The 25,175-nt window shown below is 59.8% G+C and carries 24 protein-coding genes and 1 pseudogene; 13 read left to right on the top strand and 12 right to left on the bottom strand.

The features are described 5' to 3' along the window. Window positions 1-10 precede the first annotated feature (10 nt). The 4 genes from AB4O36_RS07565 (at window position 11) to AB4O36_RS07580 (ending at window position 6,182) form a co-directional block, all read left to right on the top strand. Window positions 11-2,494 (top strand): RHS repeat-associated core domain-containing protein, encoded by a 2,484-nt coding sequence (locus tag AB4O36_RS07565; protein ID WP_460141381.1) that lies wholly within the window; start codon window positions 11-13, stop codon window positions 2,492-2,494. Between the two features lie 590 nt (window positions 2,495-3,084). Beyond that, on the top strand, window positions 3,085-4,458 hold the full coding sequence (locus AB4O36_RS07570) for an RHS repeat-associated core domain-containing protein (protein ID WP_460141382.1): 1,374 nt from the start codon (window positions 3,085-3,087) through the stop codon (window positions 4,456-4,458). 121 nt (window positions 4,459-4,579) lie between these two features. Then, the gene (locus AB4O36_RS07575) at window positions 4,580-5,173 is read left to right on the top strand and encodes a DinB family protein (protein ID WP_460141383.1); all 594 of its coding nucleotides are present in this window, start codon (window positions 4,580-4,582) and stop codon (window positions 5,171-5,173) included. A 211-nt stretch (window positions 5,174-5,384) separates the two neighbouring features. Beyond that, the gene (locus tag AB4O36_RS07580) at window positions 5,385-6,182 is read left to right on the top strand and encodes an SDR family NAD(P)-dependent oxidoreductase (RefSeq protein WP_460141384.1); all 798 of its coding nucleotides are present in this window, start codon (window positions 5,385-5,387) and stop codon (window positions 6,180-6,182) included. 169 nt (window positions 6,183-6,351) lie between these two features. On the opposite strand, the gene AB4O36_RS07585 is transcribed toward AB4O36_RS07580, so the two are convergent. Then, entirely contained in the window at window positions 6,352-7,746 is a 1,395-nt protein-coding gene (locus AB4O36_RS07585) for a sensor histidine kinase (RefSeq protein WP_460141385.1), read from the bottom strand. Further along, entirely contained in the window at window positions 7,724-8,407 is a 684-nt protein-coding gene (locus tag AB4O36_RS07590) for a response regulator transcription factor (RefSeq protein ID WP_460123077.1), read from the bottom strand. Before AB4O36_RS07590 ends, AB4O36_RS07585 begins: the two co-directional genes overlap by 23 nt. Before the next feature lie 282 nt (window positions 8,408-8,689). Between AB4O36_RS07590 and AB4O36_RS07595 the strand changes: the two genes are divergently transcribed. From AB4O36_RS07595 to AB4O36_RS07605, 3 genes are all read left to right on the top strand, one after another. Next, on the top strand, window positions 8,690-9,619 hold the full coding sequence (locus AB4O36_RS07595; RefSeq protein ID WP_460141386.1) for a hypothetical protein: 930 nt from the start codon (window positions 8,690-8,692) through the stop codon (window positions 9,617-9,619). A gap of 474 nt (window positions 9,620-10,093) precedes the next feature. Continuing rightward, complete coding sequence (locus tag AB4O36_RS07600) at window positions 10,094-10,498, top strand: TraR/DksA family transcriptional regulator (RefSeq protein ID WP_224536388.1); 405 nt, start codon at window positions 10,094-10,096, stop codon at window positions 10,496-10,498. 579 nt (window positions 10,499-11,077) lie between these two features. Further along, window positions 11,078-12,301 (top strand): methyl-accepting chemotaxis protein, encoded by a 1,224-nt coding sequence (locus tag AB4O36_RS07605; protein ID WP_460126634.1) that lies wholly within the window; start codon window positions 11,078-11,080, stop codon window positions 12,299-12,301. 135 nt (window positions 12,302-12,436) lie between these two features. Here AB4O36_RS07605 and AB4O36_RS07610 read toward each other — a convergent pair whose 3' ends face one another. From AB4O36_RS07610 to AB4O36_RS07620, 3 genes are all read right to left on the bottom strand, one after another. Then, the gene (locus AB4O36_RS07610; protein WP_460123083.1) at window positions 12,437-12,676 is read right to left on the bottom strand and encodes a DUF2789 domain-containing protein; all 240 of its coding nucleotides are present in this window, start codon (window positions 12,674-12,676) and stop codon (window positions 12,437-12,439) included. A gap of 108 nt (window positions 12,677-12,784) precedes the next feature. Continuing rightward, window positions 12,785-13,021, bottom strand: coding sequence for a hypothetical protein (locus AB4O36_RS07615; RefSeq protein ID WP_460123086.1), 237 nt, complete (start codon window positions 13,019-13,021; stop codon window positions 12,785-12,787). Between the two features lie 215 nt (window positions 13,022-13,236). Next, on the bottom strand, window positions 13,237-13,440 hold the full coding sequence (locus tag AB4O36_RS07620; RefSeq protein ID WP_460123089.1) for a hypothetical protein: 204 nt from the start codon (window positions 13,438-13,440) through the stop codon (window positions 13,237-13,239). Here AB4O36_RS07620 and AB4O36_RS07625 point away from each other — a divergent pair. The 4 genes from AB4O36_RS07625 (at window position 13,435) to AB4O36_RS07640 (ending at window position 15,865) form a co-directional block, all read left to right on the top strand. Next, window positions 13,435-13,884 carry a hypothetical protein gene (locus AB4O36_RS07625; RefSeq protein ID WP_460123092.1) on the top strand — a complete coding sequence of 150 codons (450 nt, stop codon included), beginning with the start codon at window positions 13,435-13,437 and terminating at the stop codon, window positions 13,882-13,884. The genes AB4O36_RS07620 and AB4O36_RS07625 overlap by 6 nt on opposite strands. Then, window positions 13,884-14,087: a hypothetical protein gene (locus AB4O36_RS07630; RefSeq protein WP_460123095.1), complete on the top strand. Its 204-nt coding sequence runs from the start codon at window positions 13,884-13,886 to the stop codon at window positions 14,085-14,087. The genes AB4O36_RS07625 and AB4O36_RS07630 overlap by 1 nt, the downstream gene beginning before the upstream one ends. 117 nt (window positions 14,088-14,204) lie before the next feature. After that, window positions 14,205-15,218: an ABC transporter substrate-binding protein gene (locus AB4O36_RS07635; RefSeq protein ID WP_460141387.1), complete on the top strand. Its 1,014-nt coding sequence runs from the start codon at window positions 14,205-14,207 to the stop codon at window positions 15,216-15,218. A gap of 209 nt (window positions 15,219-15,427) precedes the next feature. Further along, entirely contained in the window at window positions 15,428-15,865 is a 438-nt protein-coding gene (locus AB4O36_RS07640) for a DUF3995 domain-containing protein (RefSeq protein WP_460141388.1), read from the top strand. Window positions 15,866-15,916: 51 nt separating this feature from the next. On the opposite strand, the gene AB4O36_RS07645 is transcribed toward AB4O36_RS07640, so the two are convergent. From AB4O36_RS07645 to AB4O36_RS07675, 7 genes and pseudogenes are all read right to left on the bottom strand, one after another. Continuing rightward, window positions 15,917-16,279, bottom strand: a complete 363-nt coding sequence (locus AB4O36_RS07645) for a Na+/H+ antiporter subunit G (RefSeq protein ID WP_460141389.1) — start codon at window positions 16,277-16,279, stop codon at window positions 15,917-15,919. Next, window positions 16,276-16,554, bottom strand: a complete 279-nt coding sequence (locus AB4O36_RS07650; RefSeq protein WP_460123106.1) for a K+/H+ antiporter subunit F — start codon at window positions 16,552-16,554, stop codon at window positions 16,276-16,278. Before AB4O36_RS07650 ends, AB4O36_RS07645 begins: the two co-directional genes overlap by 4 nt. Further along, window positions 16,551-17,039 (bottom strand): Na+/H+ antiporter subunit E, encoded by a 489-nt coding sequence (locus AB4O36_RS07655; protein WP_460123109.1) that lies wholly within the window; start codon window positions 17,037-17,039, stop codon window positions 16,551-16,553. The genes AB4O36_RS07650 and AB4O36_RS07655 overlap by 4 nt, the downstream gene beginning before the upstream one ends. After that, window positions 17,036-18,721: a monovalent cation/H+ antiporter subunit D gene (locus AB4O36_RS07660; protein ID WP_460123112.1), complete on the bottom strand. Its 1,686-nt coding sequence runs from the start codon at window positions 18,719-18,721 to the stop codon at window positions 17,036-17,038. The genes AB4O36_RS07655 and AB4O36_RS07660 overlap by 4 nt, the downstream gene beginning before the upstream one ends. Further along, the gene (locus tag AB4O36_RS07665; RefSeq protein ID WP_003192163.1) at window positions 18,718-19,062 is read right to left on the bottom strand and encodes a Na+/H+ antiporter subunit C; all 345 of its coding nucleotides are present in this window, start codon (window positions 19,060-19,062) and stop codon (window positions 18,718-18,720) included. Before AB4O36_RS07665 ends, AB4O36_RS07660 begins: the two co-directional genes overlap by 4 nt. Continuing rightward, window positions 19,062-21,980: a monovalent cation/H+ antiporter subunit A gene (locus AB4O36_RS07670; protein WP_460141390.1), complete on the bottom strand. Its 2,919-nt coding sequence runs from the start codon at window positions 21,978-21,980 to the stop codon at window positions 19,062-19,064. Before AB4O36_RS07670 ends, AB4O36_RS07665 begins: the two co-directional genes overlap by 1 nt. A 237-nt stretch (window positions 21,981-22,217) precedes the next feature. Continuing rightward, a pseudogene (locus AB4O36_RS07675) lies at window positions 22,218-23,250 on the bottom strand (DMT family transporter). Between AB4O36_RS07675 and AB4O36_RS07680 the strand changes: the two are divergent. Both AB4O36_RS07680 and AB4O36_RS07685 read left to right on the top strand, forming a co-directional pair. Next, window positions 23,245-23,808 carry a helix-turn-helix domain-containing protein gene (locus tag AB4O36_RS07680; protein ID WP_460123118.1) on the top strand — a complete coding sequence of 188 codons (564 nt, stop codon included), beginning with the start codon at window positions 23,245-23,247 and terminating at the stop codon, window positions 23,806-23,808. The pseudogene AB4O36_RS07675 and the gene AB4O36_RS07680 overlap by 6 nt on opposite strands. 157 nt (window positions 23,809-23,965) lie before the next feature. Continuing rightward, window positions 23,966-25,168, top strand: coding sequence for an SfnB family sulfur acquisition oxidoreductase (locus tag AB4O36_RS07685; protein ID WP_460123121.1), 1,203 nt, complete (start codon window positions 23,966-23,968; stop codon window positions 25,166-25,168). The last annotated feature ends 7 nt before the right edge of the window (window positions 25,169-25,175 follow it).

A 25,175-nucleotide genomic window follows, 5' to 3' on the forward strand; every position in this document is an offset into this window, starting at 1 on the left:
TCACATCTGCATGAACAGAGTCAGCGTGGATGCCCATACGCCCGGTCTCGCGGTCATTGATCCGCGAGGGTTAGGGGTGCGGGCGGTGGCCTACTGTCGGGCGGACGGGGATGAGGCGCCTCAAGCGCACATCACCCGGCAGGTGTTCGATGCGCAGGGGCGCGATGTAGCGCATTTTGATCCGCGTTTTTCGCTCGACGGGCAGGTCCCCAATCTCACGTCCATCCATGGGTTATCGGCGGTCGAGCGGCTGACCAGCCGTGCCGATGCAGGGTGGAGCGTGGTGCTGTCAGGCGAAGCGGGGCAACTATTGCAACGCTGGGACAGTCGCAGCAGTCAGCAGCGCAGTTACGATGGGTTGCTGCGTCCCATCGCGATCACCGAGCAGATTCACGATGAATCGGGACGGGTTGTCGAGCGTTTCGAGTACGGCAAACCCGATGGCGGAGCGCGCAACCAGTGTGGCCAGTTGATCCGCCACGATGATCCTGCCACCACGCGGCACATGCCTGATTTCGATCTGCATGGCTTGCCGTTGCTTGAGACCAGTCATTTTCTGAAATCGCTTGATCCGGTCAACTGGCCCGAAGAGCTCGCTGGACGGGATGACTTGCTGGAGAACGGGCCGGGTCTCGACAGCCAATGGACCTATGACGCCCTGGGCGAAGTGGCAACGCAGACCGATGCCAACCACAACCGCCGACGCGTCAGCCTGACCTGCGCGGGGCAGCTCAGTGCTGTGCATTTGCAGCCAACGGGCGCTGCCGAAGTCACCCTCGTCAGTGACATCCATTACAACGCCGGAGGCCAGGTCGAACAGGAGCGGGCGGGTAACGACGTGATTACCCGTGCGATGTTTGGTCCCGAGGATACCCGCCTCGAACGCCTGAGCGCGGGGCTCCCCGGCCAACCGTTATTGCAGGATTTGCTTTACGAATACGACGCGGTCGGTAATCCGGTGCGCATCGAAGATCAGTCGAAAACCGTCACATACTTCAAGAACCAACAAGTCGATCCGGTCAGCACGTACACCTATGACAGCCTCTACAGGCTTATCGCCGCCACCGGCCGTGAGGTCTTCCACGCTGCCAACGATCCCAACGCCCTGGTCAATTACCGTGAGGAGTACGCCTACGACGCGGGCGGCAACACTCTGGAATTGCGCCATCTTGGTGTTCAATCCTTCACCCGGCATTGGGCAGTGGACGAAAGCAGCAATCGCAGCCTTGTTCCAAACGAAGGTGATCCCCCACCGGACTTTGTCCAAGCCTTCGATGGCAACGGTAACCAGCGGTATTTGCTACGCGGGCAGACGCTAAGCTGGGACACCCGCAACCAGCTAAGCGAAGTTTCCCCGGTCACCCGTGACGACGGCGAAGACGACTCAGAACTCTACCGCTACGGCGGTGGCGGAAAACGCCTGCGCAAGGTACGCCGGTCGCTGGCCTCCGGTCGTAACCTGATCGCCGAGGTACGTTACCTGCCAGGGCTGGAAATCCATCTCACGGCCAACGGCGAAGAACGTCACGTGGTCGAAGTCCAGGCCGGGCGCAACAGCGTGCGACTTGGGCACTGGGTCGGCAATCCGCCGGTAGGCATCGACAACGATTATCTGGTCTACGGCGTGAGCGATCACCTGCGCTCCAGCCTGCTGGAACTGGACGAACAGGCCGCTGTGATCAGTGACGAAGGTTATCGGCCGTATGGCGAGCGCGCCTGGTGGATCGCCCATCAAGGCGCCAAAGCGTCATATAAAACACGCGGCTACTCTGGCAAACAGCGCGATGCCACGGGTTTGATTTATTACGGTTTCCGCTATTACGCGCCCTGGCTACTGCGCTGGATCAACCCCGACCCGGCAGGGGAGGTGGATGGATTGAATCTGTACTGCTTCGTGCGCAACTCTCCGGTGCGTTATTTCGACGGAGACGGCCGGCTGACAGAGCAACAGAAACAACAAGCGATCAAGGACTTCGTCGAATGGTCATTGACCAATCCGGTCGATCCATCTCAAGTGCAAGCCATTGCCCGCTCACTGGAGACTATGGCCCCTGCGCCCTCGACGTCTGACCAGTCTCTGCAAACTCAGACGCCTACAGCCCCTTCTCCCGAACCGAATTCGGCACTCATACAGTCACCGGTTGACCCTTTCGACGCAAACTATCTCAGTCTGATGGTGCAACAAGCTGTAGCGGCTATTCCGGTTCCATCGTCAGGGCGGATTCCGTCCACAGCCGGCCCCTTCGACCCGAGACAAGCGGCAACGAATAATTCCCCGACAGTTCGGCAGGCAGGATTTGAGCCGCCGGCTGCGATCGCTCGGGTAAGCCACTCAAGTCCATCAGCGTATACCGTGGTTCATGGGAAGTTTGTAGAGCAAGTTCCACCTAAAATGGACTTTGTCTGCGGAAAATGCGAGAAGGTTTTCCTGACGACCGCGCACTTGAGGGTTCACCTTGAATCTCATGCCGAACAAAAAAATACCATTGTTTGACTTGTGGGAAATCATATAAACATAGTGCTAGCCTTTGGCACCATATTAGAGACCACACCGGGGCTGATTCCAAAGTTTGTGAAACTTGCAATAAGTCCTTTACCCGGGGTCATACTTTGCGTCGACATATTGCTGAGGTCCATTCTGAATCTTTGCAATGGCCTTGCCCAACCTGCGGCAAATTGTTCAAATCAAGTCGCCTTTTATATGCGCATCACAAGTATAGTGGACATACGAGTTAGCATCGGAGACGTTGATCAGCAAAGTTTTGTCTTAAGCGTACCCTAGCTTTAAAATCCGACCGACAATCACGCCAAATACCAGCCCCCGCGCCACAAAAACCATGCTTTTCACTATGCCCATTGCAGTGGGAGGCCTCAAATGATCAATTTGCTTACGGCCCGCATGCACGCCGACTGCAAACGCTGAGCTAATCAGCGACTCCTTGACAGTCTGGACAGCGTTGCAGCGAGAGGCACACATTGAATTCGCAGGTTTGTCATCGGCACTGCAAGAGGCTTGTATAGATAGGCCAGCACTGTCATTTGTGTCAGTAGGCGCATTGCGCTGTATGTGGTATTCACATCTGCATGAACAGAGTCAGCGTGGATGCCCATACGCCCGGTCTCGCGGTCATTGATCCGCGAGGGTTAGAGGTGCGGGCGGTGGCCTACTGTCGTAACCTGATCGCCGAGGTACGTTACCTGCCAGGGCTGGAAATCCATCTCACGGCCAACGGCGAAGAACGTCACGTGGTCGAAGTCCAGGCCGGGCGCAACAGCGTGCGACTTGAGCACTGGGTCGGCAATCCGCCGGTAGGCATCGACAACGATTATCTGGTCTACGGCGTGAGCGATCACCTGCGCTCCAGCCTGCTGGAACTGGACGAACAGGCCGCTGTGATCAGTGACGAAGGTTATCGGCCGTATGGCGAGCGCGCCTGGTGGATCGCCCATCAAGGCGCCAAAGCGTCATATAAAACACGCGGCTACTCTGGCAAACAGCGCGATGCCACGGGTTTGATTTATTACGGTTTCCGCTATTACGCGCCCTGGCTACTGCGCTGGATCAACCCCGACCCGGCAGGGGAGGTGGATGGATTGAATCTGTACTGCTTCGTGCGCAACTCGCCGGTGCGTTATTTCGATTGGGATGGGCTAGTCAGAATAGAACTTCAATTCTCTGAAGCGAAAGCGTTTTTCGAGGATATCGCACAACGCATCCAGGAAGGTGACCCGGATGCGCTTGAAGTAGTGGAGGCTTTTTATCCAGAGGGGCAACCCGGCGAGGATGGGCAGCTCATCGCTGTGCCGATAGTTGATGGAAATGCGATTCCTCCAGCACCGGAGATGCAGGCCGAGCAGCGGGACTTTTCGAGCGTTCAGCCTGGGAAGTTATCAACACCGGCAATTGCCGATCCGCGACCTTCAACATCACGTGAAGCTCAACGGTTATTTTCAAGTCAGGCTCGTACTCGCGTTAACCGAAGAAAAACCACAACAGAATCTCAAGCACGCCCAAGGAAAGCAGGTTCCCCAAAAAAAATCGAGTGCAAATTGTGCAATATCTTTTTTTCTACGCGGAGTAATTTGAACCGCCACGCGTTAAAACACTCAGGTGTAAACTTTCCTTGTGAATATTGTCCCAAAGTTTTTTCTCGAAGAGATCTACGAGTTTCACATGTAAAACAGGTTCATACTAAAGATAGTCAAAATAGTTGTTCATTTTGCGAAAAGCTGTTTTTGACCCCTAACCAGTTGAACGATCACATCAACATCCACACGGGTGAAAAGCCCTATAAGTGCGCGCTTTGTCCCGCTGAGTTTGGCGATAAAGGTAATCTGAACAGACATCGTCGTGTTCATACAGCAGCCAAAGCCTTCGGCTGCGAGCATTGCGATAAGAGGTTTGGCAGATCCGATAACTTGAAAAAACATCAGCAAAAATTTCACAAAGGTGTTTGATGATCAGATTAGTTTTCGAGCTTTGGTGATTTCGTTCAACTACCGATAATCGCCCCCAACACCACCCCACGCCACACCAACTAAACTGTGCAGTGCACCCCATCACAATGGGAGACCTCAAATGATCAACGTACGCACCGCCCGAATGCTCGTCGACTACAAGCGTTGGGCCAACCGGTTGCTCTTTGACAGTCTGGCCGCATTGCCGCCAGGCGAGGTCAGCAAGGAGCGGGTGTCGGTGTTTCCCAACATCATCGGCATCCTCAACCACATCTACGTCGTGGACTGCATCTGGAAGGCGCACCTCGAAGGTGGCGGGCACGATTTCAAGACTTCTCATGACTTGCTGCACCCCGAGCTTGAGGATTTGCGCAGGGCGCAACAGGATATCGATCGCTGGTACTGCCAATGGAGTGACCGCCAGACCGACGCCATGCTCGATAAAACCATCGACTTCACCTTCGTCTCCGGCGACAGCGGCAAGATGAGCGCGGGGGCGATGCTGTTGCACGTGGTCAATCACGCCAGCTATCACCGCGGCTGGGTGATCCAGATCTATTTCGATATCCCGGCCAGGCCACCGATGACGGACCTGCCGGTGTTTCTGCGCGAAACCGATCCGGGCTTCGGTGTGGTCAACGCCCCTGAATCCGAACCGCCCTGTGTTGCACAGTTTTCGAGCGCGACCAACGTGCTGCCGGATCGTTATCGCTGACCCCGCGCCGAACTGTCGGCAGGCCCCCCGCGATTCGCGTCGGGGTATCTTCAAAAAGCCACCAGCCCGTCGCGCGGTTCCCTGCGCGTTTCGATATCGAAGCTACGCTGACTCAGACCTTCAAGTTCTTCACCCCCGGCTCAGGTTGCGACGCACCCTGTGCAAGCGACCTGAAGGCGTGGTTTTTCCTACCCATCGCAGGAGTTTCAGCATGAAGATCGATCTGACGGGAAAACTCGCCATTGTCAGCGGTAGCACGGCCGGCATTGGCTTGGGCATCAGCAAGGCACTGGCCAGTTGCGGCGCTACCGTGGTGGTGATTGGTCGCGACACGACCAAGGTCGACCAGGCGCTGGCGAGCATTCGCCAGAGCGTGCCAGGCGCGCAATTGCGTGGCCTGACGGCGGACCTGGGCACGGCCGAAGGCGGCGAACAATTGTTCGCCGCCGAGCCACAGGCAGACATTCTGGTGAACAACCTGGGTATTTTCAAAGAAGAGGATTTTTTCGATACCCCGGACAGCGAATGGACGCGCTTCTACGAAATCAATGTGATTTCCGGAGTGCGCCTGTCCCGTCACTATGTGCCGGGCATGGTCAGCAAAGGTTGGGGGCGGGTGATTTTCCTGTCTTCGGAATCCGGTATCGCGATTCCGCCCGACATGCTCAACTACGGCGTGACCAAAAGCGCCAACCTCGCCGTTTCCCATGGCCTGGCGAAGCGACTGGCAGGGACGGGGGTGACCGTCAACGCGGTCCTGCCGGGCCCAACGCTGACCGACGGCGTGGAGGAGATGCTCAAGGATGCCACCGCCCAGTCGGGGCGCAGTGTCCGTGAAGAAGCCGACGCGTTCGTGCGCAGGGCCCGCCCCACCTCGATCATCCAGCGGGTGGCGGATGTCGAGGAAGTCGCCAACCTGGTGGCGTACCTGGCCTCGCCGTTATCGTCGGCCACGACCGGCGCGGCATTGCGCGTGGACGGTGGGGTGGTCGACAGCCTGGCGATCTGAATTTTACTGGCCGGAAAAGCATTACATTACCCGCTTCGACATTATCCCGCCTGACCGCACACAACCCCCTGTAGGAGCGAGCTTGCTCGCGATGGCGATGCATCAGTCACATCCTTGTTGACTGACACACCGCCATCGCGAGCAAGCTCGCTCCTACGGGGGGGATTGGTCAGGTGTGCGGGATCAGGGCCTGCCGGCAATCCAGCACCAGGCGTGCGCCACCCAGTTCGCTGTCACCGACTTCCAGGGCAAAGCCATGCAGGCTGACAATCGCCGCGACGATCGACAGCCCCAGGCCGAAACCGCTTTGCGGGTTGCCCCCTTCGGCGCGGTAGAAACGCTGGAACACCGCCTCGCGTTCGGCCGTGGGAATACCGGGGCCGGAGTCGAGCACTTCGATGCGTGTGTGCCCTTGTTCATTGACTCCACGCAAAATCACGTTGCCACCGGGTGGCGTGAACTTGATCGAGTTGCTGAGCAGGTTCGCCACGGCCTCGAACAGCAATGCCCGATCACCGTTGAGCATGGGCAAGCTGTCGGGCAGTTGCAGGCTGAAATTCAGTTCACCTTCTTCGGCCAGGGGCAGGTAAAAGTCATGCAGTTCCTGCAACAACGGCACCGGATCGAGCTGCACGAATCCGGACCGGCGCTGACGGTCTTCCAGCTCGGAAATACGCAGCAACCCGCGAAAGCGCGCCATCAGGGTATCGGCTTCTGCCAATACCGAGTCCAGTTGCATGGCTTGGGGCGAACCTTCGCCGGCCTGTTGCTGCATGCGATACAACTGCGCCCGCAAGCGAGTCAGTGGCGTGCGCAGGTCATGGGCAATGTTGTCGCACACGCCCTTGACCTCGTTCATCAGGTGTTCGATGCGTTCGAGCATGACGTTGACGATGGCCGCGAGCATGTCCAATTCGTCGCGGCGATCTGACAGCGGCAGGCGTCGTGTCAGGTCGCCGGCGACAATGGCCTCGGCGCTGGCCTGGATAGCGCGAATCCGCCGCAGCGGGCGTCGGCGCAACACATGCCAGCCGGCGATGCCAGGCACGATCGTCAAGGTCACCCCCCAGAACAGCGCATGCAGGATGATTCGGGTCACGGCGAACAGCGAACCGTTGTCGCGCACCAGGATCAGCCACCAGCCATCACGTGTCTGGGTGGCAACAGCGTCGCAACTGTCGACGGGCAGGGTCGGGTCGTCGGACTCGGCGCAGTCGCTGAGCATGTGGATTTTGCCATCCAGTGGCAGGCCTTCGGGAATGTGGCGCAAGCCGCCGCTGAGGTAGCGATGATGGGCATCGAAGAGGCCATAGGCATCGATACCCCGAATGTCGAAGGTCATGCTGACGGCGAGGGCGTCCACCAGCTGCTCGCCGGAAAAACGCGCAAACAGATGCTGGCGCTGCATCAGCGAATGCTTGGCCAGGTTGTCCAGGTACGCCGAAACCTCGAAGTACATGACCCCCATCAGAATCCCGCTCCAGAGCACGAACAACGAACTGTAGAGCGCGAGCAGGCGACTACTGGAAGAGCGCCAGCCCTTAGACGGGTTCGGCAATGACATAACCCGAGCCTCGCACGGTTCGAATCAATGGGACATTGCCGGGCGGATCGATTTTCTTGCGCAGGCGGCCGATATGAACGTCGATAAGGTTGGTGCCGGGGTCGAAGTGATAGCCCCATACCTCTTCGAAAATCATCATCCGCGACAGGATCTGTCCGGTGTTGCGCATCAGGAATTCCAGCAGCTTGTATTCGGTGGGCAGCAGGGTCAGCAGTTGCCCGGCGCGGCTGGCTTCGTGGCTGATCAGGTTCAGCTCCAGGTCTGCGACGCGCAACGTGGTGGCCTGGGCGGTCACGGTGTTCTGGCGCCGCAGCAACACCTCGACCCGGGCGGCCATTTCGTCGGTGGCAAACGGCTTGGTCAGGTAGTCGTCGCCGCCGGCACGCAGGCCGCGCACCCGTTCATCGACATCGGAGAGGGCGCTGATCATCAGGATCGGCGTCGCCACGCCCATGGTCCGCAGGGTCGTGACGATCGCCAGGCCGTCGAGTTCAGGCAGCATGCGATCAAGGGTGATCAGATCGTAATCGCCACTGACCGCGCGCTCCAGTCCTTCACGGCCATTGTCGACCCAGTCCACTTCCAGGCCATGGCTGCTCAGCTCGGCAACAATTTCCCGGGCGGTCACGGCGTCGTCTTCGATGGTCAAGATGCGGGGCATAGGGCGGACCTGGTAGTCAATTCAAGGCAAGTGTGGGGGCATTTTGCCAAGAAATGCCGACGACTTTTTAAATTAACTTTCATGTGGTTGATGGGGCAACCGGCAATGCATAAAACCCGCTGTTGGACACGGGTCCTTGCAATTTGCATGGAAATTAGAAGTTCAAACTTTATAAAATATTGAAAATATTAGATTTTTTAAAAGCCGACGACTGGCACGACGACTGCAATTGTCCTGATGACGAGTTGTAACAACATCTTTCTTGTCAGGAGCGACATAAGAATGAATAGATCCTCTGCTGGTTTATATCCTGCCGCCGAAGAGTCAAGCGCGCTGTCGGGCGTTTCCTGGGGCGCGATATTCGCCGGGGCCGCTGCTGCGGCGGCGTTGTCGCTAATCCTGGTATTGCTCGGTTTCGGGCTGGGTTTTTCCGCTGTATCCCCCTGGGCTCACGAAGGCGTAAGTGCCAAGGGCCTGGGCATTTCCACCATTATCTGGCTGGCCGTGACCCAAATTCTCGCTTCGGGCATGGGAGGCTACATTGCCGGCCGCCTTCGGGTGAAATGGGCGAACATGCACGGTGACGAGGTCTATTTCCGTGACACTGCCCACGGTTTTCTGGCTTGGTGCGTGGCGACGTTGGTGACGGCAACGCTCGTGGTCGGCTCGGTCAGCAGCATCGTCAGTGGCGGTGTTCAGGCCGGGGCCAGCGTGGTCGGTGGCGCCGCCAGCGTTGCGAGCCAAACCGCCGGGACAGCCGCCGCCAATACCGATAGCGATCAGTATGGCTACTTCGTCGACAGCCTGTTCCGCGATGACCGTCCCGCCGCTGTCAGTGACGACGCCGCGCGCGGCACTGTAACCCGCATCTTCGTGCGCTCCCTCAGCGACGGCCAACTGTCTGCCGAAGACCGTACCTACCTGGCACAACTGGTCGCCCAGCGTACCAACTTGACCCAGGCCGACGCCGAGCGCCGTGTCGATGAAGTCTATGCCCGCACGCAGAAAGCCGTGGCCGATGCCAAGCAGGCTGCAAAAGAAGCTGCGGATACCGCCGCGAAAGTCGCTGCCTGGACATCGCTGTGGATGTTCATCGCACTGCTGATCGGAGCGTTTTTCGCCAGTCTCGCTGCCACCTTCGGCGGTCGCCGCCGGGATGCCGTGGTGTACCTGGAAACCGACACTTACGTCGCCACTGCCTCTGTTCGCTAACCCGGGAGAATCCTCATGCGTTCATTACTGCTGTTCTTTCTTGGTGTACCGATCCCGATCATCATCCTGATCGCGCTGTTCATGCACTGACGGCGCAAGCCGTATCAGCGCCGCTCCCGCCTTGGCGGGAGCGGCGTTTTCGTGTTGTATAGCCTCATTAATGGCCCGTTATGGCCGATAACACCCTAGCGCCGAGGCCGTTTGTCTTCTATATACCGCCGCTGCGTTGAATTTCTTGCTATAAACGCACTCCGATAGCCGGCGTATAGACTGACGCAGCGTATTTTCAAGGCTTTTTCGGACAAATTCGTGGTCTTTTCTGTTGCTGAGGCCGCAAGTCGGCCTTAGACTGCCGCCCCTCGTAAATTGAGTGCCGGGTGGCGCTTGGAATAAATGGCGCCGTTGCGTTGGCCAAACTGGCCCGCCGCAACGCCCCTGATTCGCCTTAATGCACGTTTTTTTATAGAGATATCAATGACAAAGGACAAGTTGCTGGCCATGCCGGCGGATGACTACATGAATGCCGAGCAACATGCTTTTTTCTCTGAGCTGTTGCAGAACATGAAAGTCGAAACCCATGAGCGCATCGAGCAGAACCGTATCGCCATCGAGAGCCTGGATTCCCCGGCCGACCCGGCTGACGCGGCTTCCGTCGAAGAAGAGCGCACTTGGCTGGTGAACGCGATCGATCGCGACCAGCGCATGCTGCCTCAGTTGGAACAGGCCCTGGAACGCATCAAGGAAGACAGCTTCGGCTGGTGCGACGACAGCGGCGAGGCCATTGGCCTCAAGCGCCTGCTGATCAGCCCGACCACCAAGTACTGCATCGAAGCTCAAGAGCGTCACGAACAGATCGACAAGCACCAGCGTCAGGCCTGATTTCGTAGCGCCACGCATCGCGGGCCAACCCGACTCCACAAGGAGCAAGGATGGCCCGCGATGCTTTTTTTCGTCCGCGATAAACTGTTCGTCCCGCTTCTAGTGATCCGCTTCATGACCACGACTAAGGGACCATGGATAATGGCCTTGTAGTGGCGTTTAATGCAGGAACAACAATTAGAAGTGTGGGTGACGAAGATGACTCGCGAAGGATCTGTGGTCGGGGCAGGGCAGTCGCCCGCCTTGTTACCGAAAAACCGCTGGCTGGCGCCAACCCTGCAAAGCATCGCCCTGATGGTGTTGATGTGTGGCATGGCCTTGGGCGGTTGGTCGCTTTACCTGGGCCTGCCGTTGGCGGTGTTGGTAATCTGGCTGCCGCGTCTGCGTTCCCGCGCCGTTCCCGACGGCGTGCCGGTCGACCAGGCCAGCGCGATGGCCGAGCTGACTCGGGATCTTTCCTACACCACCAGCCACAACGCGTTGTCGGCGGCCGGTGTGGCCTACTCGGTCCGGCAGTTGGCGGACAAGCTGCAATCGCAGCTTGGGTCCGCAGCACAGATTGTCAGCAACGCCGAGGTGATGATCGCCACCGAGCAAGCCACTTCGACTCTCAGCCGCGCAGCGCTCAGTGCCGCCAGCGAGGCGCATCAAAGCAGCGCCGCCGGGCGTACCGAGTTGATCGAATCGATCAGTCGCATGCATCAACTCAGCCAGCGCGCCAACAGCAGTCGTCAGTTGATCGAAGCGTTGAGCCTGCGCAGCGACGATATCCAGCGGGTCACGCTGGTGATTCAGTCCATCGCCAGCCAGACCAACCTGCTGGCCCTGAACGCAGCGATTGAAGCGGCACGTGCCGGCGAGCATGGGCGGGGATTTGCGGTGGTGGCCGATGAGGTGCGCGGCCTGGCAGCACGTACGGCGACGGCGACGGGTGAAGTCGGCGAGATGGTTGCTGACATCCAGCAACGCACGGCGCAAGTGGTGGAGCAGATCCGACAGTTGTCCAGCGACCTCGATACGGGTGTCGAGCAAGTCGAGCACACCGGGCAACACCTGGAGAACATCGCCCGCCTGGCGGCTGGCGTTGAAAGCCAGGTTGGCGAAATCGCCAGGGGGGCCGAGACCAACCGCGAGCAACTCGACAGCCTTTTCCACGCCATCGAACAGATGCGCAGCGACCTTGCGGTCAGCGATCAACAGACCCAGCGCCTGGCGCAAGCGGCCGTGCAAATGGAGGGGCAGGCCGAAACCATCAGCGAGCGCCTGTCCGAAGTCGGACTGGATGACTATCACCAGCGGATCTATGATCTGGCTCGCGAAGGTGCGAGTCAGATCACCGCACGCTTTGAAGCCGATATCGACGCTGGCGCGGTCAGCCTGGATGATTTGTTCGACCGCAATTACCAGGCCATTGCCAACACCAGCCCTGCCAAATACCAGACCCGCTTCGACCGTTACACCGACAAAGTGCTGCCGGCGATACAGGAACCCTTGTTGCCCCGTCATGAGGGGCTGGTATTTGCCATCGCTTGCACGCAGCAAGGCTATGTGCCGACGCACAACAAGGTATTCAGTCAGCCGCTGACGGGCGACGTCCAGATCGATACCTTGCAGAACCGCACCAAACGCAAGTTTGCCGACCGCACCGGCATTCGCTGTGGCAGCCATCAACAGGCAGTCCTGTTGCAGACCTATACCCGCGATACCGGCGAGTTGATGCACGATCTGTCGGTACCGATCATGGTCAAGGGAAGGCATTGGGGCGGGTTGCGGTTGGGCTACAAACCCGAAGGACCACGTTGATTTGCCCCTGTAGGAGCGAGCACGCTCGCGATGGTCTTCAACGGTAACGCCGGGGGGCTGCCGCGCCCATACGGCGCTCGCTGCCCGGAGCAAGCTCGGTCCTACAAGGACCGGGCCAGGTAGCCCCCGCCTTTGTTATTGAGCCTGATGCATCCGCAGGTTCAATTCGTCGACCACTCGCGCCCAGTCGGCGTCCACACGCAGTTGTTCCTTGAGAAAGGCGGCTTGCTGCGGCGTCCAGAACTCGGCATCGATGAGTTTTTTATCCTCGGGCAGCGGGGAATGGCTGGCGATGAAATCATCGATGGCGCGTTCGCCGGAATCCAGGCCGAGCTGGTCGAACAGGCCTTGCAGGTCGTGAGTCGGTGTGTCCATTTTCATCTCCTGATTGATCGCGCGATTGCAAAAACTGAAGGGCGACTGCCTAACATCTGAGGCAGCCGCGCTTCAGGAGTTCGAACCGATCTGCGACGGCAGGGTTTTTCAATCGTGGGACTCGAGTTCGCGGGCCAGTGCGCAAGCCTCATTGTGATTGCTGCGGAAACCTCTCACATGGCCAGTGGAGATTTCCTTGATGTGAAAAAAGGAATTACCCGCCAGCACCACCTGAAAACGCGGCAAGGCAGGCCCTTCGGTGGGGAACGAAGTGGGCGAGAACAGGGTCGAGTACAGCGTCGATGGCTGTCTTGTGGCGTAAGCAAAGTGTGTAAGAGTGCACATATGAAGTCCTTTTCATGGTTTTGCCGACGTATGTCCGTCGTTTTGGGTAGTCTCGGTGAGCATCGCTGCTCTAGAATCACGGTCAGGGGTTGCGCTTGACGATTATCTAAAGCAATTTTTGCCGGGGGATATGTCGGAAAAATTGTTTTTTTTGCGGAGTTTTTTCCCTAAGGTCAGTAATCCTGTTTTTCTGGCGATCAGAAGGGCGATTTCCTTCAGCTTCTGGCGAATACCAGGCAAGACGACACCAGTGTCATTCCATTAGTCTTCTCACGTCTTGCGATGAATGAGCCCTCTGCTCGTTTCCGGATTTGACCGCTTTCGGCATTGCCGCCTGTTTCTGCTGTGCGCGGTTTGCGTGCGGCATCATTTTCAAATGTGGGGATGTTTCCTTGGCAGTAAGTAATCTCGATATGCATGCTTTGTTCGTGCTGGGTGATTTGCGCGCGAAGTTGGTTAAACAGTTCCAGTCACGATTTGTCTACGTCACCGAGCAGAACGCCGAAGGCATCTACATCGCCGAACTCGACACCCAATCGGCGCTGGTGGTGGATGACAAGCCTGGCCTTAAACTCAAGGTGGGTGATCATTTCAGTGCTTCGGTGCTGCCCAGTCGTGAGGGCGGCAAGCTGGAAATCCGGTTTCGCGAAATCAAGCTGACCGTCTATGGCATTGGTGATTACGCTTTCGTGACCACGGCGGACGGTGAGGGCGTTGTGTTCAAGGAAGGGCATAGTGTGGTGACGGTGTTCGCCGCGCACCATCAGCTTCAGGAAGGCCTGACCAAGACGCTCAAGGCTGTAACGGCCAAGGCCGCCAAGTGGCGCAAGGGTGAATTGGTGACCTTCAAGGCCAGCGAGTAATGACCCAAAGCCGCGCCGAGTTCCACGAACAGCATCTGGCCAGCGCCCAGGCTGAGGCGCGCCGGCTGTTCGAGCAAAAAATTGTGTTGCAGGGCGCCTGGTTGGGTTGGGTGGCGTCGCAGATCTACGCGCTGCGTCCGGCGGAGTACGCCAGCATGGTCAGAAGAGAACTGGCATGTTTGCAGGAAGTTTCTGAAAACTAGCCCGATGCCCTCGAAAGCAGGAACCTCTACTACAGTCAGTTGACTGAGTATTTTGAGGTGTGTGGTCTTCTGTCAGGCCATCCTGCTATTGCTGTGAACAGCACGAGGTGCAAAAGCATGAACGGATTTCGACGGTTTCTGGCCGCTTTTGCGGTTGCGTGTGGCCTGGTTTTGCCTGTCCCGGTATTCGCTGCACAAACGCCGATCCACTTCGCCGACCTGAATTGGGAAAGCGGCAGCCTGATCACCGATATCCTGCGGATCATCGTCGAGAAGGGCTACGGGCTGCCCACCGATACTTTGCCGGGCACTACCATTACCCTCGAAACCGCGCTGGCCAACAACGACATTCAGGTCATTGGCGAGGAGTGGGCCGGTCGCAGCCCGGTGTGGGTCAAGGCCGAGGCCGAAGGCAAGGTGGTCAGTCTCGGCGATACGGTCAAGGGCGCCACTGAGGGCTGGTGGGTGCCGGAGTACGTGATCAAGGGCGACCCGGCCAAGGGTATCAAGCCACTGGCGCCTGACTTGCGGAGTGTGAGCGACCTGCCCAAGTACACAGGCGTATTCAGCGACCCTGAAGCGCCGGGCAAGGGGCGCTTCCTCAACAGCCCGATTGGCTGGACGTCCGAGGTGGTGAACAAGCAGAAGCTCAAAGCCTATGGGCTTGAGGACAGCTACACGAACTTCCGTAGCGGCTCGGGGGCTGCGCTGGACGCCGAGATCAGTTCGTCGATCCGACGCGGCAAGCCGGTGCTGTTCTATTACTGGTCGCCGACGCCATTGCTCGGACGTTTCAAACTGATCCAGCTGGAGGAGCCGCCGTTCGACGCCGAGGCCTGGAAAACCCTGACCGACGCCGACAATCCCAATCCGAAACCCACCCGCTCGCTGGCGTCGAAGTTGTCCATTGGCGTGTCTACGCCCTTCCAGAAACAGCACCCGCAGATCGCCGAGTTCTTCAGCAAGGTCGACTTCCCCATCGAACCCCTGAACAAGGCGCTGGCCGAGATGAGCGAAAAACACACCCCGCCACGGCAGGCGGCCGAAGCATTCATGAAGGCCCATCCCGAAGTCTGGCAGGCCTGGGTGCCCAAGGATGTGGCGGACAAGGTGTCGGCTGAGCTCAAATGATCTGTTGAGTCACCATCGCGAGCAAGCCCGCTCCCACAAAGGATCTTATGAACACATAAATCCCCTGTAGGAGCGGGCTAGCCCGCGATGCTTTTGTCTTTACTTAGGGAGCCAACCCGAAAATCCCAATCCCGCGCCGAGCGGTCGTGCACGTCGAAAAATGCCGACTAGGATGATTCTGTCCAAATCTCTTTCAAGGATCTTCAACCATGACCCTTGCGTTGGCTCAATGGCTGGTGACGATATTTGCAGTGATCAGTTTGGTACACGTGTATTGGGGGCTGGGTGGCGAGTGGGCGATGTTGGCCGTTGTCCCTCACGTGCCGGTAGAGGGCAGCGTGCGATTGCGACCGGCCTTCAAGCCGCGAGGCTGGATCACCCTGCTGGTGGCCGCGGCCTTGCTGGTGATTGCGCTGCTGGTGTGTTTGCGGGTTGGCTGGTGGGTGCCGGCGGTGCCGCATCAATCCCTGCAATGGGTGATCAGCGCCATCGCCATCCTCATGTTCGCCCGGGCGATAGGCGACTCGGAGCTGGTGGGCTTTTTCAAGGAAATAAAAGATTCGAAATTCGCCCGTCTCGATACCTGGGTGTATTCGCCGTTGTGTGTGGGATTAGGCTCGGGTTTGTTGGCAGTGGCCTGGGTCTGAGGTTGATCTCTGTAGGAGCGAGCTTGCTCGCTCCTGCAGAGGAGGGGGAACTCAGCCCCCGGTTTCCGTCCTGCGACTGCTGACCTCGGCCGGCACATCATCGCCTGCCATGCGTTTGCGGAACAACGCCACCCGTGCCAGCAGCAGGGTGGTGACCGGTACGGTAATGGCCAGCAAAATCGGAATCAGCCAGGCATGCAGCACCGGCCCCGACTTGAGCGCCGAGAAGTAGATGATCGACGCCAGCGCCACGAACCATGCGCCCAGGGTCGAGGCCAGTGCCGGTGGGTGCATGCGCTGGAAGTAATCCTTCATCCGCACCAGCCCGACGGCGCCGATCAGGGCAAACACACCGCTGAGTACCAGCAGGATCGCCACCGGGATTTCCACCCATAATGACAGTTCAGCGCTCATTCGATCACCTCGCCACGCAGCAGGAATTTCGCCAGGGCAAACGAGCCGACGAAGCCGAACAGCGCAATCAGCAGCGCCGCCTCAAAATAGGTGTCACTGGCATAACGAATGCCCAGGGTGAGCATCATCAGCATCGCGGTGATGTACAGGTAATCGAGCGCCAGTACCCGGTCCTGGGCCGATGGCCCCTTGAAGAGGCGGGTCAGCGTCAGGATCATCGCCAGTGAAAACAGGAACAGGCAGAGCAGAATAGCGTTGGACAGTAACGCACTCATTCGAAGATCTCCATCAAGGGCTGCTCGTAGGCCGTCTTGAAATGCTCGATGAACAGCGCCTCGTCATCCAGGTCGAAGACGTGCAGCAGCAGGATGCTGCGATCCAGTGCCAGTTCGGACCAGACGGTGCCGGGCACCACGGTGCAGATCATTGCGAGCGCCGCCAGGCCATTGGCGTCGCGCAAATCCAGCGGCACCTTGACGAACCGCGAGCGTGGCGGTCTGCGTCCGGTGTTCATGACGCCCCAGGCCACCGCAAGATTGGACATCAGCACGTCGCGTCCTACGATCAGGAACAAACGCAGAATGACGCCGGGGCGATGGATCCTGATCGGCAGGGGACGCAACTTGCGCATCATCAACGGTGCGCAGAGTCCGAGCGCCGCGCCCAGCAGCAAATTGCCGGGGCTGATCGATAGATTCAGCACCAGCCACAACAGCCACAAGGCCAGCGACAACCAGGGCGCGGGGAACAGGCGCTTCATGGCTGCACCTCCACGACCGCAGCCTGGGCTTCCGGGCTTGGCACCGCGCGGGTACCGAGCACCGCCATTACGTATTGTTGCGGATTGTTCAGTGCCTGTGCAGCGGCCTGCGTGTAGCGCATCAGCGGTTCAGCCTTGAATGTCAGTGCGATGCTCAAGCCCAGCAACGCAATGATAGGGATGCATTCGAACCGACGCAGCAGAGGTGAGGGCCGCTCTTCCGGGCTCCAGAAACGCTGCACACCCAGGCGTGAAAAGGCCATCAGCGACGCCATTCCCGAGAGAATCAGCAACGCCAGCAACCCCCACGCTGCGTTCGATACTGGCGCATCGGTGGCCTCGCCCAGGCCCTGAGGGTTGAGCAGGGCATCGAGCAGGCCGAGCTTGCCAATAAAGCCTGACAGCGGCGGCATGCCGATGATCAACAGCGCGCAAGCAATGAAGCTCAAGCCGAGGAAGGCCATGGTCCAGGGAATCACCTGGCCGACCACGGCTTTCTGTTCGTCATCCAGGTTGATGCCTTTGGGCGGCTGCAGTGACTCCATCGGGCGCGGCAAGAGGTCGTCGCCGTCGTCCAGGGGCATCTCGTTGGCCGAACGCGAGCGCTCGATCAACTCCGCCAGCAGGAACAACGCGCTCAACGCCAGGGTCGAGCTGACCAGGTAGAACAGCGCAGCGGCGATCAGGTTCGGTTGCCCAAAACCGATGGCTGACAACAGGATCCCCGCCGACACCAGGATGCTCAGGCTGGCCATGCGCTCCAGGCGTTGCGCGGCGATGATCGCCACTGCGGCGCAGATGATGCTCGCCATGCCGCCGTAGATCAGCCAGTCGCCGCCGAAGTAGGCTGAAGCGCCCGCCTGGCCGGAGAACAGCAGGGTCCACAGCCGCAGCAGCGTATAGACACCGACCTTGGTCATGATCGCGAACATCGCCGCGACCGGTGCGCTGGCGGCGGAATAGGCCGGCACCAGCCAGAAGTTGAGCGGCCACATGCCTGCCTTGGCCAGGAACGCCACGGCGAGAATCCCAGCCCCGGCGTGCAGCAGGCCGCGATCGGCTTCCGGAACCAGGGGGATTTTCAGCGCCAGATCGGCCATGTTCAGGGTGCCGGTGACGCCGTAGATCAGCGCCGCGCCAATCAGGAACAGCGAGGAGGCAAACAGGTTGATCGAGATGTAATGCAACCCCGACGACACCCGCGCCCGGCCCGAGCCATGCAACAGCAGACCGTAGGAGGCCGCCAGCAATACCTCGAAAAATACGAACAGGTTGAACAGGTCGGCGGTCAGGAATGCGCCATACAGGCCCATCAATTGAATCTGGAACAGCGCATGGAAACTCGAACCGGCACGGTCCCAGCGGGCCAGGGCGAATATCAGCGCACTGACGCCGATGATCCCCGTCAGCACCAGCATCAAGGCCGACAGGCGATCGACCACCAGCACGATGCCGAAGGGCGCTTGCCAGTTGCCCGGCAGGTACACGCCAATGGAACCGGGCACGCCGGTGGTCTGCGTCCATTGCAGCAACAGCACGGAAATACCCAGGCCCAGCAGGGAGGAGAACAGGTTGATACGGGCCTTCAATGGCCGGTGTTTTTCCCCCAGCATGAGCATGATCGCGGCCGTCAGCAACGGCAGCAGAATCGGTGCGGCGATCAGGTGCGTCATCACATTCATTCTTTAGGCTCCCGGCCATCCACATGGTCGGTACCGGTCAGGCCGCGCGACGCCAGCAACACCACGAGGAACAGCGCGGTCATGGCGAAGCTGATGACGATGGCGGTGAGCACCAGTGCCTGGGGCAACGGGTCGGTGTAGTTCAACAGGTCCTGGGGCACGCCGTCCTTGATGATCGGTTCCTTGCCGATGAACAGGCTGCCCATGCTGAAGATGAACAGGTTGACCCCGTACGACAGCAGGCACAACCCCATCACCACCTGGAACGTCCGAGGCCGCAGGATCAACCAGACGCCGGACGCGGCCAGGACGCCGATGGCGATTGCGATGACTTCTTCCATCAGACGGCTCCTTTACTGGCGACGGATCTGGGCAGGGCGGCGGTTTTGTGCCCGCGCACCGATTGGTGGGCGAGGGCGGTGAGGATCAACAAGGTTGAACCGACCACCACCGAGTACACGCCAATATCAAAGAACAACGCGCTGGCAACGTGAATGTCCCCCAGCAGCGGCAACGAGAAATGCCAGGTGTGGGTGGTCAGGAACGGATAACCGACCGCCATCGCCCCAAGGCCCGTGACCGTGGCGAACAGCAGGCCGGTGCCCATCCAGCGCAGTGGTCGCAGACTCATCTGTGCTTCGACCCACTGCGTGCCCGCCACCATGTATTGCAGAATGAACGCCACCGACATCACAAGCCCGGCCACAAAACCGCCGCCCGGCTGGTTGTGGCCGCGCATGAACAGGTAGATCGACACCACGAAGGCAATCGGCAGCAGCAGGCGCACCAGCACCGCCGGCACCATCATGAAACCCAGCGCGGTATCGCTGGCCTGACGCGGGTTGACCAGGTCGGTGACCACGTCGGGCGCCAGCAAGCGTTGCTGGGAGGGCAGTTGCAGGCTTTCTTTCGGCGGGCGGAAGCGGCGCAGCAGGGCAAATACGGTCAGCGCCACGGCCACCAGCACGGTGATCTCGCCGAGGGTATCGAAACCACGGAAGTCCACCAGCATGACATTGACCACATTGCTGCCGCCGCCCTCTGGCAGGGCACGACTCAAGTAGAACGAGGAAATGTCGTTAGGCGTCTGGCGAGTCAGCATGGCGTAGGACAGCAGCGCCATGCCGCCGCCGACCAAGATCGATAGCAACAGGTCGCGCAGACGACGAATGCGCGCCCGGCGCAGGCTGCCCGGCAACGGCGAAACTTCTTCTATCCGCCGTGGCAACCAGCGCAGGCCCAGCAGGATCAGCACCGTGGTAACCACTTCAACGACGAGCTGTGTCAGGGCCAGGTCCGGTGCGGAGAACCACACGAACGTAATGCAAGTCATCAGTCCGCAGACGCTGACCATCGTCAGGGCTGCGAGCCGGTGGTACTTGGCCTGCCACGCTGCTCCGAGGGCGCAGGCAATCGCCAGCAGCCACAGGGTCACGAAGACGATAGAGCCGGGAATCTTTGGCCGGTCGCCCCAGCTCAAGTGGCTGTTGAGCATAGGGAGCAACCCCGCCAGCACGGCCACCAGCACCATCAGGAACAGTTGGCTTTGCAGGCGCTTGGTGCTGATCCGTCTTTCCAGGCGACGGGCCAGGCGCATTGTGATCACCAGGCTGCGCTCGAACAGCCGCTTGCCGTTGAATCGTCCAATGATCGGTGGGTATTTGAAGCGACCGTGTCTGAACTGATTGCGCAGCAACAGGTAGAGCACGATACCGCCGGACATGGCGACCAGGCTCATGATCATCGGCGCGTTCAAGCCGTGCCAGATCGCCAGGCTGTACTCGGGCAGGGTGCCGCCGACCACGGGCAGGGCGGCGGCGGCGAGCAGCGAGCCGACGACCTGGGCCGGGAAGATCCCGACGACCAGGCAGGTGAACACCAGCAATTCCACCGGTGCGCGCATCCAGCGTGGAGGTTCGTGCGGGGTGTGCGGCAGGTCGGTGGCGGTGGGACCGAAGAACACGTCGACGGTGAACCGCAGCGAATAGGCCACGCTGAACATCCCGGCGATGGTCGCGACAATGGGCAGTGACAGCTCGACCCAGGCGGTGGCGTTAATGAAGACGGTTTCGGCGAAGAACATTTCTTTCGACAGGAAACCATTGAGCAACGGGACGCCAGCCATCGAGGCGCTGGCGACCATGGCCAGTGTCGCCGTGAACGGGATCAGTCGGAACAGGCCGCTGAGTTTGCGGATGTCGCGGGTGCCGCTTTCGTGGTCGACGATGCCGGCGGCCATGAACAGCGAGGCCTTGAAGGTGGCGTGGTTGAGGATGTGGAATACGGCGGCGACGGCGGCCAGTGGGCTGTTTAGCCCGAGCAGCAGGGTGATCAGGCCGAGGTGGCTGATGGTCGAGTAGGCCAGCAGGCCCTTGAGATCGTTCTGGAACATCGCGCAATACGCGCCGAGCAACAGGGTGGCGGCGCCGGCACCACTGACGATGTAGAACCATTCTTCACTGCCCGACAGCGACGGCCACAACCGCGCCAGCAGGAACACCCCGGCCTTGACCATGGTCGCCGAGTGCAGATAGGCCGAGACCGGTGTCGGTGCCGCCATTGCGTGGGGCAGCCAGAAGTGGAAGGGGAATTGTGCGCTTTTGCTCAGCGCACCAATCAGGATCAGGGGTAACAGGATGGGGTAGAGGGCATGTGCGCGAATCAGTTCACCGGCGGCCAGGACCTTGTCCAGGTCATAGCTGCCGACCACATGGCCGAGCAGCATGGCCCCCGCCAGCAGGCACAAGCCGCCCGCGCCCGTGACCATCAACGCCATATAGGCGCCACGGCGTGCATCGGAGCGATGGTGCCAGTAGCCGATCAACAGGAAAGAGAAGAGGCTGGTCAGCTCCCAGAAAAACACGATCTGAATGAGGTTGCCAGAGATCACCAGGCCGAGCATGGCGCCCATGAACGCCAGGAAGAATGCGAAGAAGCGCGGCACCGGATCGTCCGGCGACATGTAGTAGCGGGCATACAACGACACCAGCGTGCCGATGCCCAGCACCAACATCGAGAACAGCCAGGCGAACCCATCCATGCGCAGGACGAAGTTCAGGCCCAGGCTGGGCAACCAGGAAAATTCTTCACGAATGACCCCGCCATCGGCGATCTGCGGGAACATGAGCGCGACCTGGATCGTGCCGATGAGGGCAACCAGACCCGCCAGCAACGATTCGGTATTACGCGCGTTGTGCGGCAGCACGGCTGCCAGACAACTGCCGACAAAGGGCAGAAGCAGTAGAACTATCAGGGACATAGGCTTCTAATCTGCGGAGATTTGTGAAGCATCATACGTGCCAGTTCCCGGATCGCCAAACGGCAAGCTGTGGCAGAATCCTACAAAGTAGTCGGAAAAGTCAGGGTTCGCCTTGTTTCAGGAGGGGTGTGGGGCAGGTCTGGCGCCATCGCGGGCAAGCCCGCTCCCACAGGGTTTTGTGAACACTGAAGATCCAGTGTGGGAGCGGGCTTGCCCGCGATGACGGACTATCAGGCACTACAGGTCTTGAGGATTACCCTCACGCTCAACCACATCCACCACCTCAGCCTTACCCTTGGTCTTCAACTCACTAACAATCACCGCCGCCACAATCAACCCAGCCCCCAGCAGTGCAATCGCCGGCAAACGCTCCCCGGCGATGCGCCCGACGATCCCGGCCCACACCGGTTCACCGGCATAGATCAGCGTCGCCCGGGTGGGCGAAACACTCTTCTGAGCCCAGTTCATCGCCACCTGGATCGCCGCGCTCGCCGCTCCCAGGCCCAGTGCACTGCCCAGCAGGAACCAGGAGAAGTCCGGAATCGCCTCGTTGGTCGGCACCACCATCAGGAACGCCAGCACGGAGGTGGTCGCCAGTTGCACCACGGTCACCCGGCGCACATCGACCTGGCCGGCGTAGGTGCTGATCAGGATGATTTCCGCCGCAATGGCGACGGCGCTGATCAGCGTGGCGATTTCGCCAGGGCTGAATTGGAACGAGGCGCCCGCCGGTCCCGACAGCAGCATCAGCCCGGTGAACGCCAGCATGATGCCAATGCTCGGCATCAGCCCCGGTCGGCGGCCCAGTACCAGCCATTGCAGCAGGGGTACGAAAGGCACGTACAAGGCGGTAATGAACGCCGACTGACTGCTGGCAATGGTCTGCAAGCCGACAGTCTGCAAGCCATAGCCGAGCATGATCGCCACGCCGATGAACGCGCCGGCCTTGAGTTCGAACACGGTCAGGTCGCGCAGGTGTCGCCAGGAAAACAGGGCGACGATGGACGCCGCCGCCGCAAAACGAAGTCCGACGAAAAACATCGGGCCGCTGACGGTCATCGCGTGTTGCACCAGCAGGAAAGTGCCGCCCCAGACCATGGTGATCATCACCAGCACGCACTCGGCCTTGCTGAGCCGTAAGAAGCGCGAGGAAGGCGGGGAGGTATTCAACGACGTCATAATCTTGCACGCTATATAAAGTGCGACGCACAATGCGCCGAATGTTGGGCAGTATACTGCCCAACTCCACCGAGTGAGCAATATAGTGCACAAAGATTCTCCGCAGCGGGCTTCGGTCCTGCAGCACGTCAGTTTGAACGTCCGACGTTTGCGCCATGCCGCCGACATGAGCCAGACAGCGCTCGCGGAAAAATCCGGGGTCAGCCGGCGCATGCTGGTGGCGATCGAGGCCGGCGAGAAGAACGTCAGCCTGACCACTCTCGACCGCGTGGCCGAAGCGCTGGATGTGGCCTTCAGCGATCTGATCCAGGCCCCGGACGTGCGCGACCACAGCCGTATCAATGAAGTGGCCTGGGCGGGGGCGATCCCCGGAAGCAAGGCGGTGTTGCTGTCCAAGGCTATCGCGACCCGGGAGGTGGAACAGTGGGAGTGGTGCCTGCAACCGGGGGAAGTCTACCCGTCTCAGCCGGACGCCGATGGCTGGAGCGAACAGATCTACGTCTTCGAAGGCTGCCTGACCCTGATGCTGGGCGACACACCGCAGCAGATCGCGGCCGGCGAGTTCTACATGTTTGCCAGTAACCAGCCCCATACCTACCGTAACGATGGCGACGTGGCTGCACGGTTTGTCCGCAACGTGGTGATCTAACTGTTGGCCAGCCAACAATGAATGGACACTTTGCTGTTTAACTTTGCCCGACGTTTCTCCGGTTTTATCTTTAAGTTATTGAAATAAATCAAAAATAAATTCAGGCACGACTCCTGCAATTGTTCTGGTGCACTCACCGGAACCTGGAGTCGGCCCCATGACAGCCTCTGCCCAACCCCCTCGCACCGCCCATGTGATCCGCTCGGATGCCGAGGCGATTGCCGTCGCTCACAAACTGGCCGCGCGCTTTGCCGTCGAGGCCAGCGTGCGTGATAGTGAACGCCGCCTGCCGGTCGCCGAGCTGGACGAATTTTCCGCCAGCGGCCTGTGGGGTATCACCGTGCCCAAGGCCTATGGCGGTGCCGGCGTTTCCTACGTGACCGTTGCCGAAGTGATCAAGATCATTTCGGCCGCCGATTCCTCTCTTGGCCAGATCCCCCAGAACCACCTCGGCGTGCTCGACATCCTGGTGCAAACCGCCACGCAAGAGCAGAAGCGCTACTACTTCGACAAAGTCCTGCGGGGTTACCGCTTCGGCAATGCCTTCTCGGAGTCCAAAAGCAAAAACGCCGGGGCCTTCGAAACCCGTATTCGCTTCGACGCTGACACCGCGCAAATCGACGGCGAGAAGTTCTACTGCACGGGCGCCCTGTTTGCGCACATCGTGCCGGCGGTGGCGGTCAACGAACAGAACCAGGCCTTCATCGCTTTTATCGAGCGTGACAATCCTGGCCTGAGCGTGATCGACAGTTGGGACGGCTTCGGCCAGCGCACCACCGCCAGCGGCGGGGTGACCCTGAGCGCGGTCAAGGTGCCGCTCAGTGCCGTGATCCCGGCCCACAAGGCGTTTGATGAGCCGACGGCCGACGGCCCGATTTCGCAAATCATCCAGGCGGCGGTAGACACCGGCATCGCCGTCGGCGCATTGGAGGACACCAAGCGCTATGCCCGCGAATCCCGTCCGTGGATCGACAGCGGTCAGGACCATGGATGGCAAGACCCGTTCAGCATCGCCGCGATTGGCGACCTTGAGTGGCGCGTCCACGGCACCGAAGCAATCCTGCGCAAGGCCGGCCAGGCCATCGACGCCGCGTTGCTCGACGCCAATGAAGACACCGTGGCCCACGCTTCGGTGGTGGTGGCCCAGGCCAAGGTCCTGTCGGCGGAAATTGCCTTGCTCGCCAGCAGCAAACTGTTCGAATTGGCCGGCACCCGCTCGGTGCTCGGCAAGTACAACCTTGACCGCCACTGGCGCAATGCCCGGACCCACACCCTGCACGATCCGGCGCGCTGGAAATTCCACCTGATCGGCAACCACCTGCTCAATGGCGTGAACCCCGCGCGCCACGCCTGGAACTGAGGAGCCC

This window comes from Pseudomonas sp. S2_E01 (genome assembly GCF_054668365.1).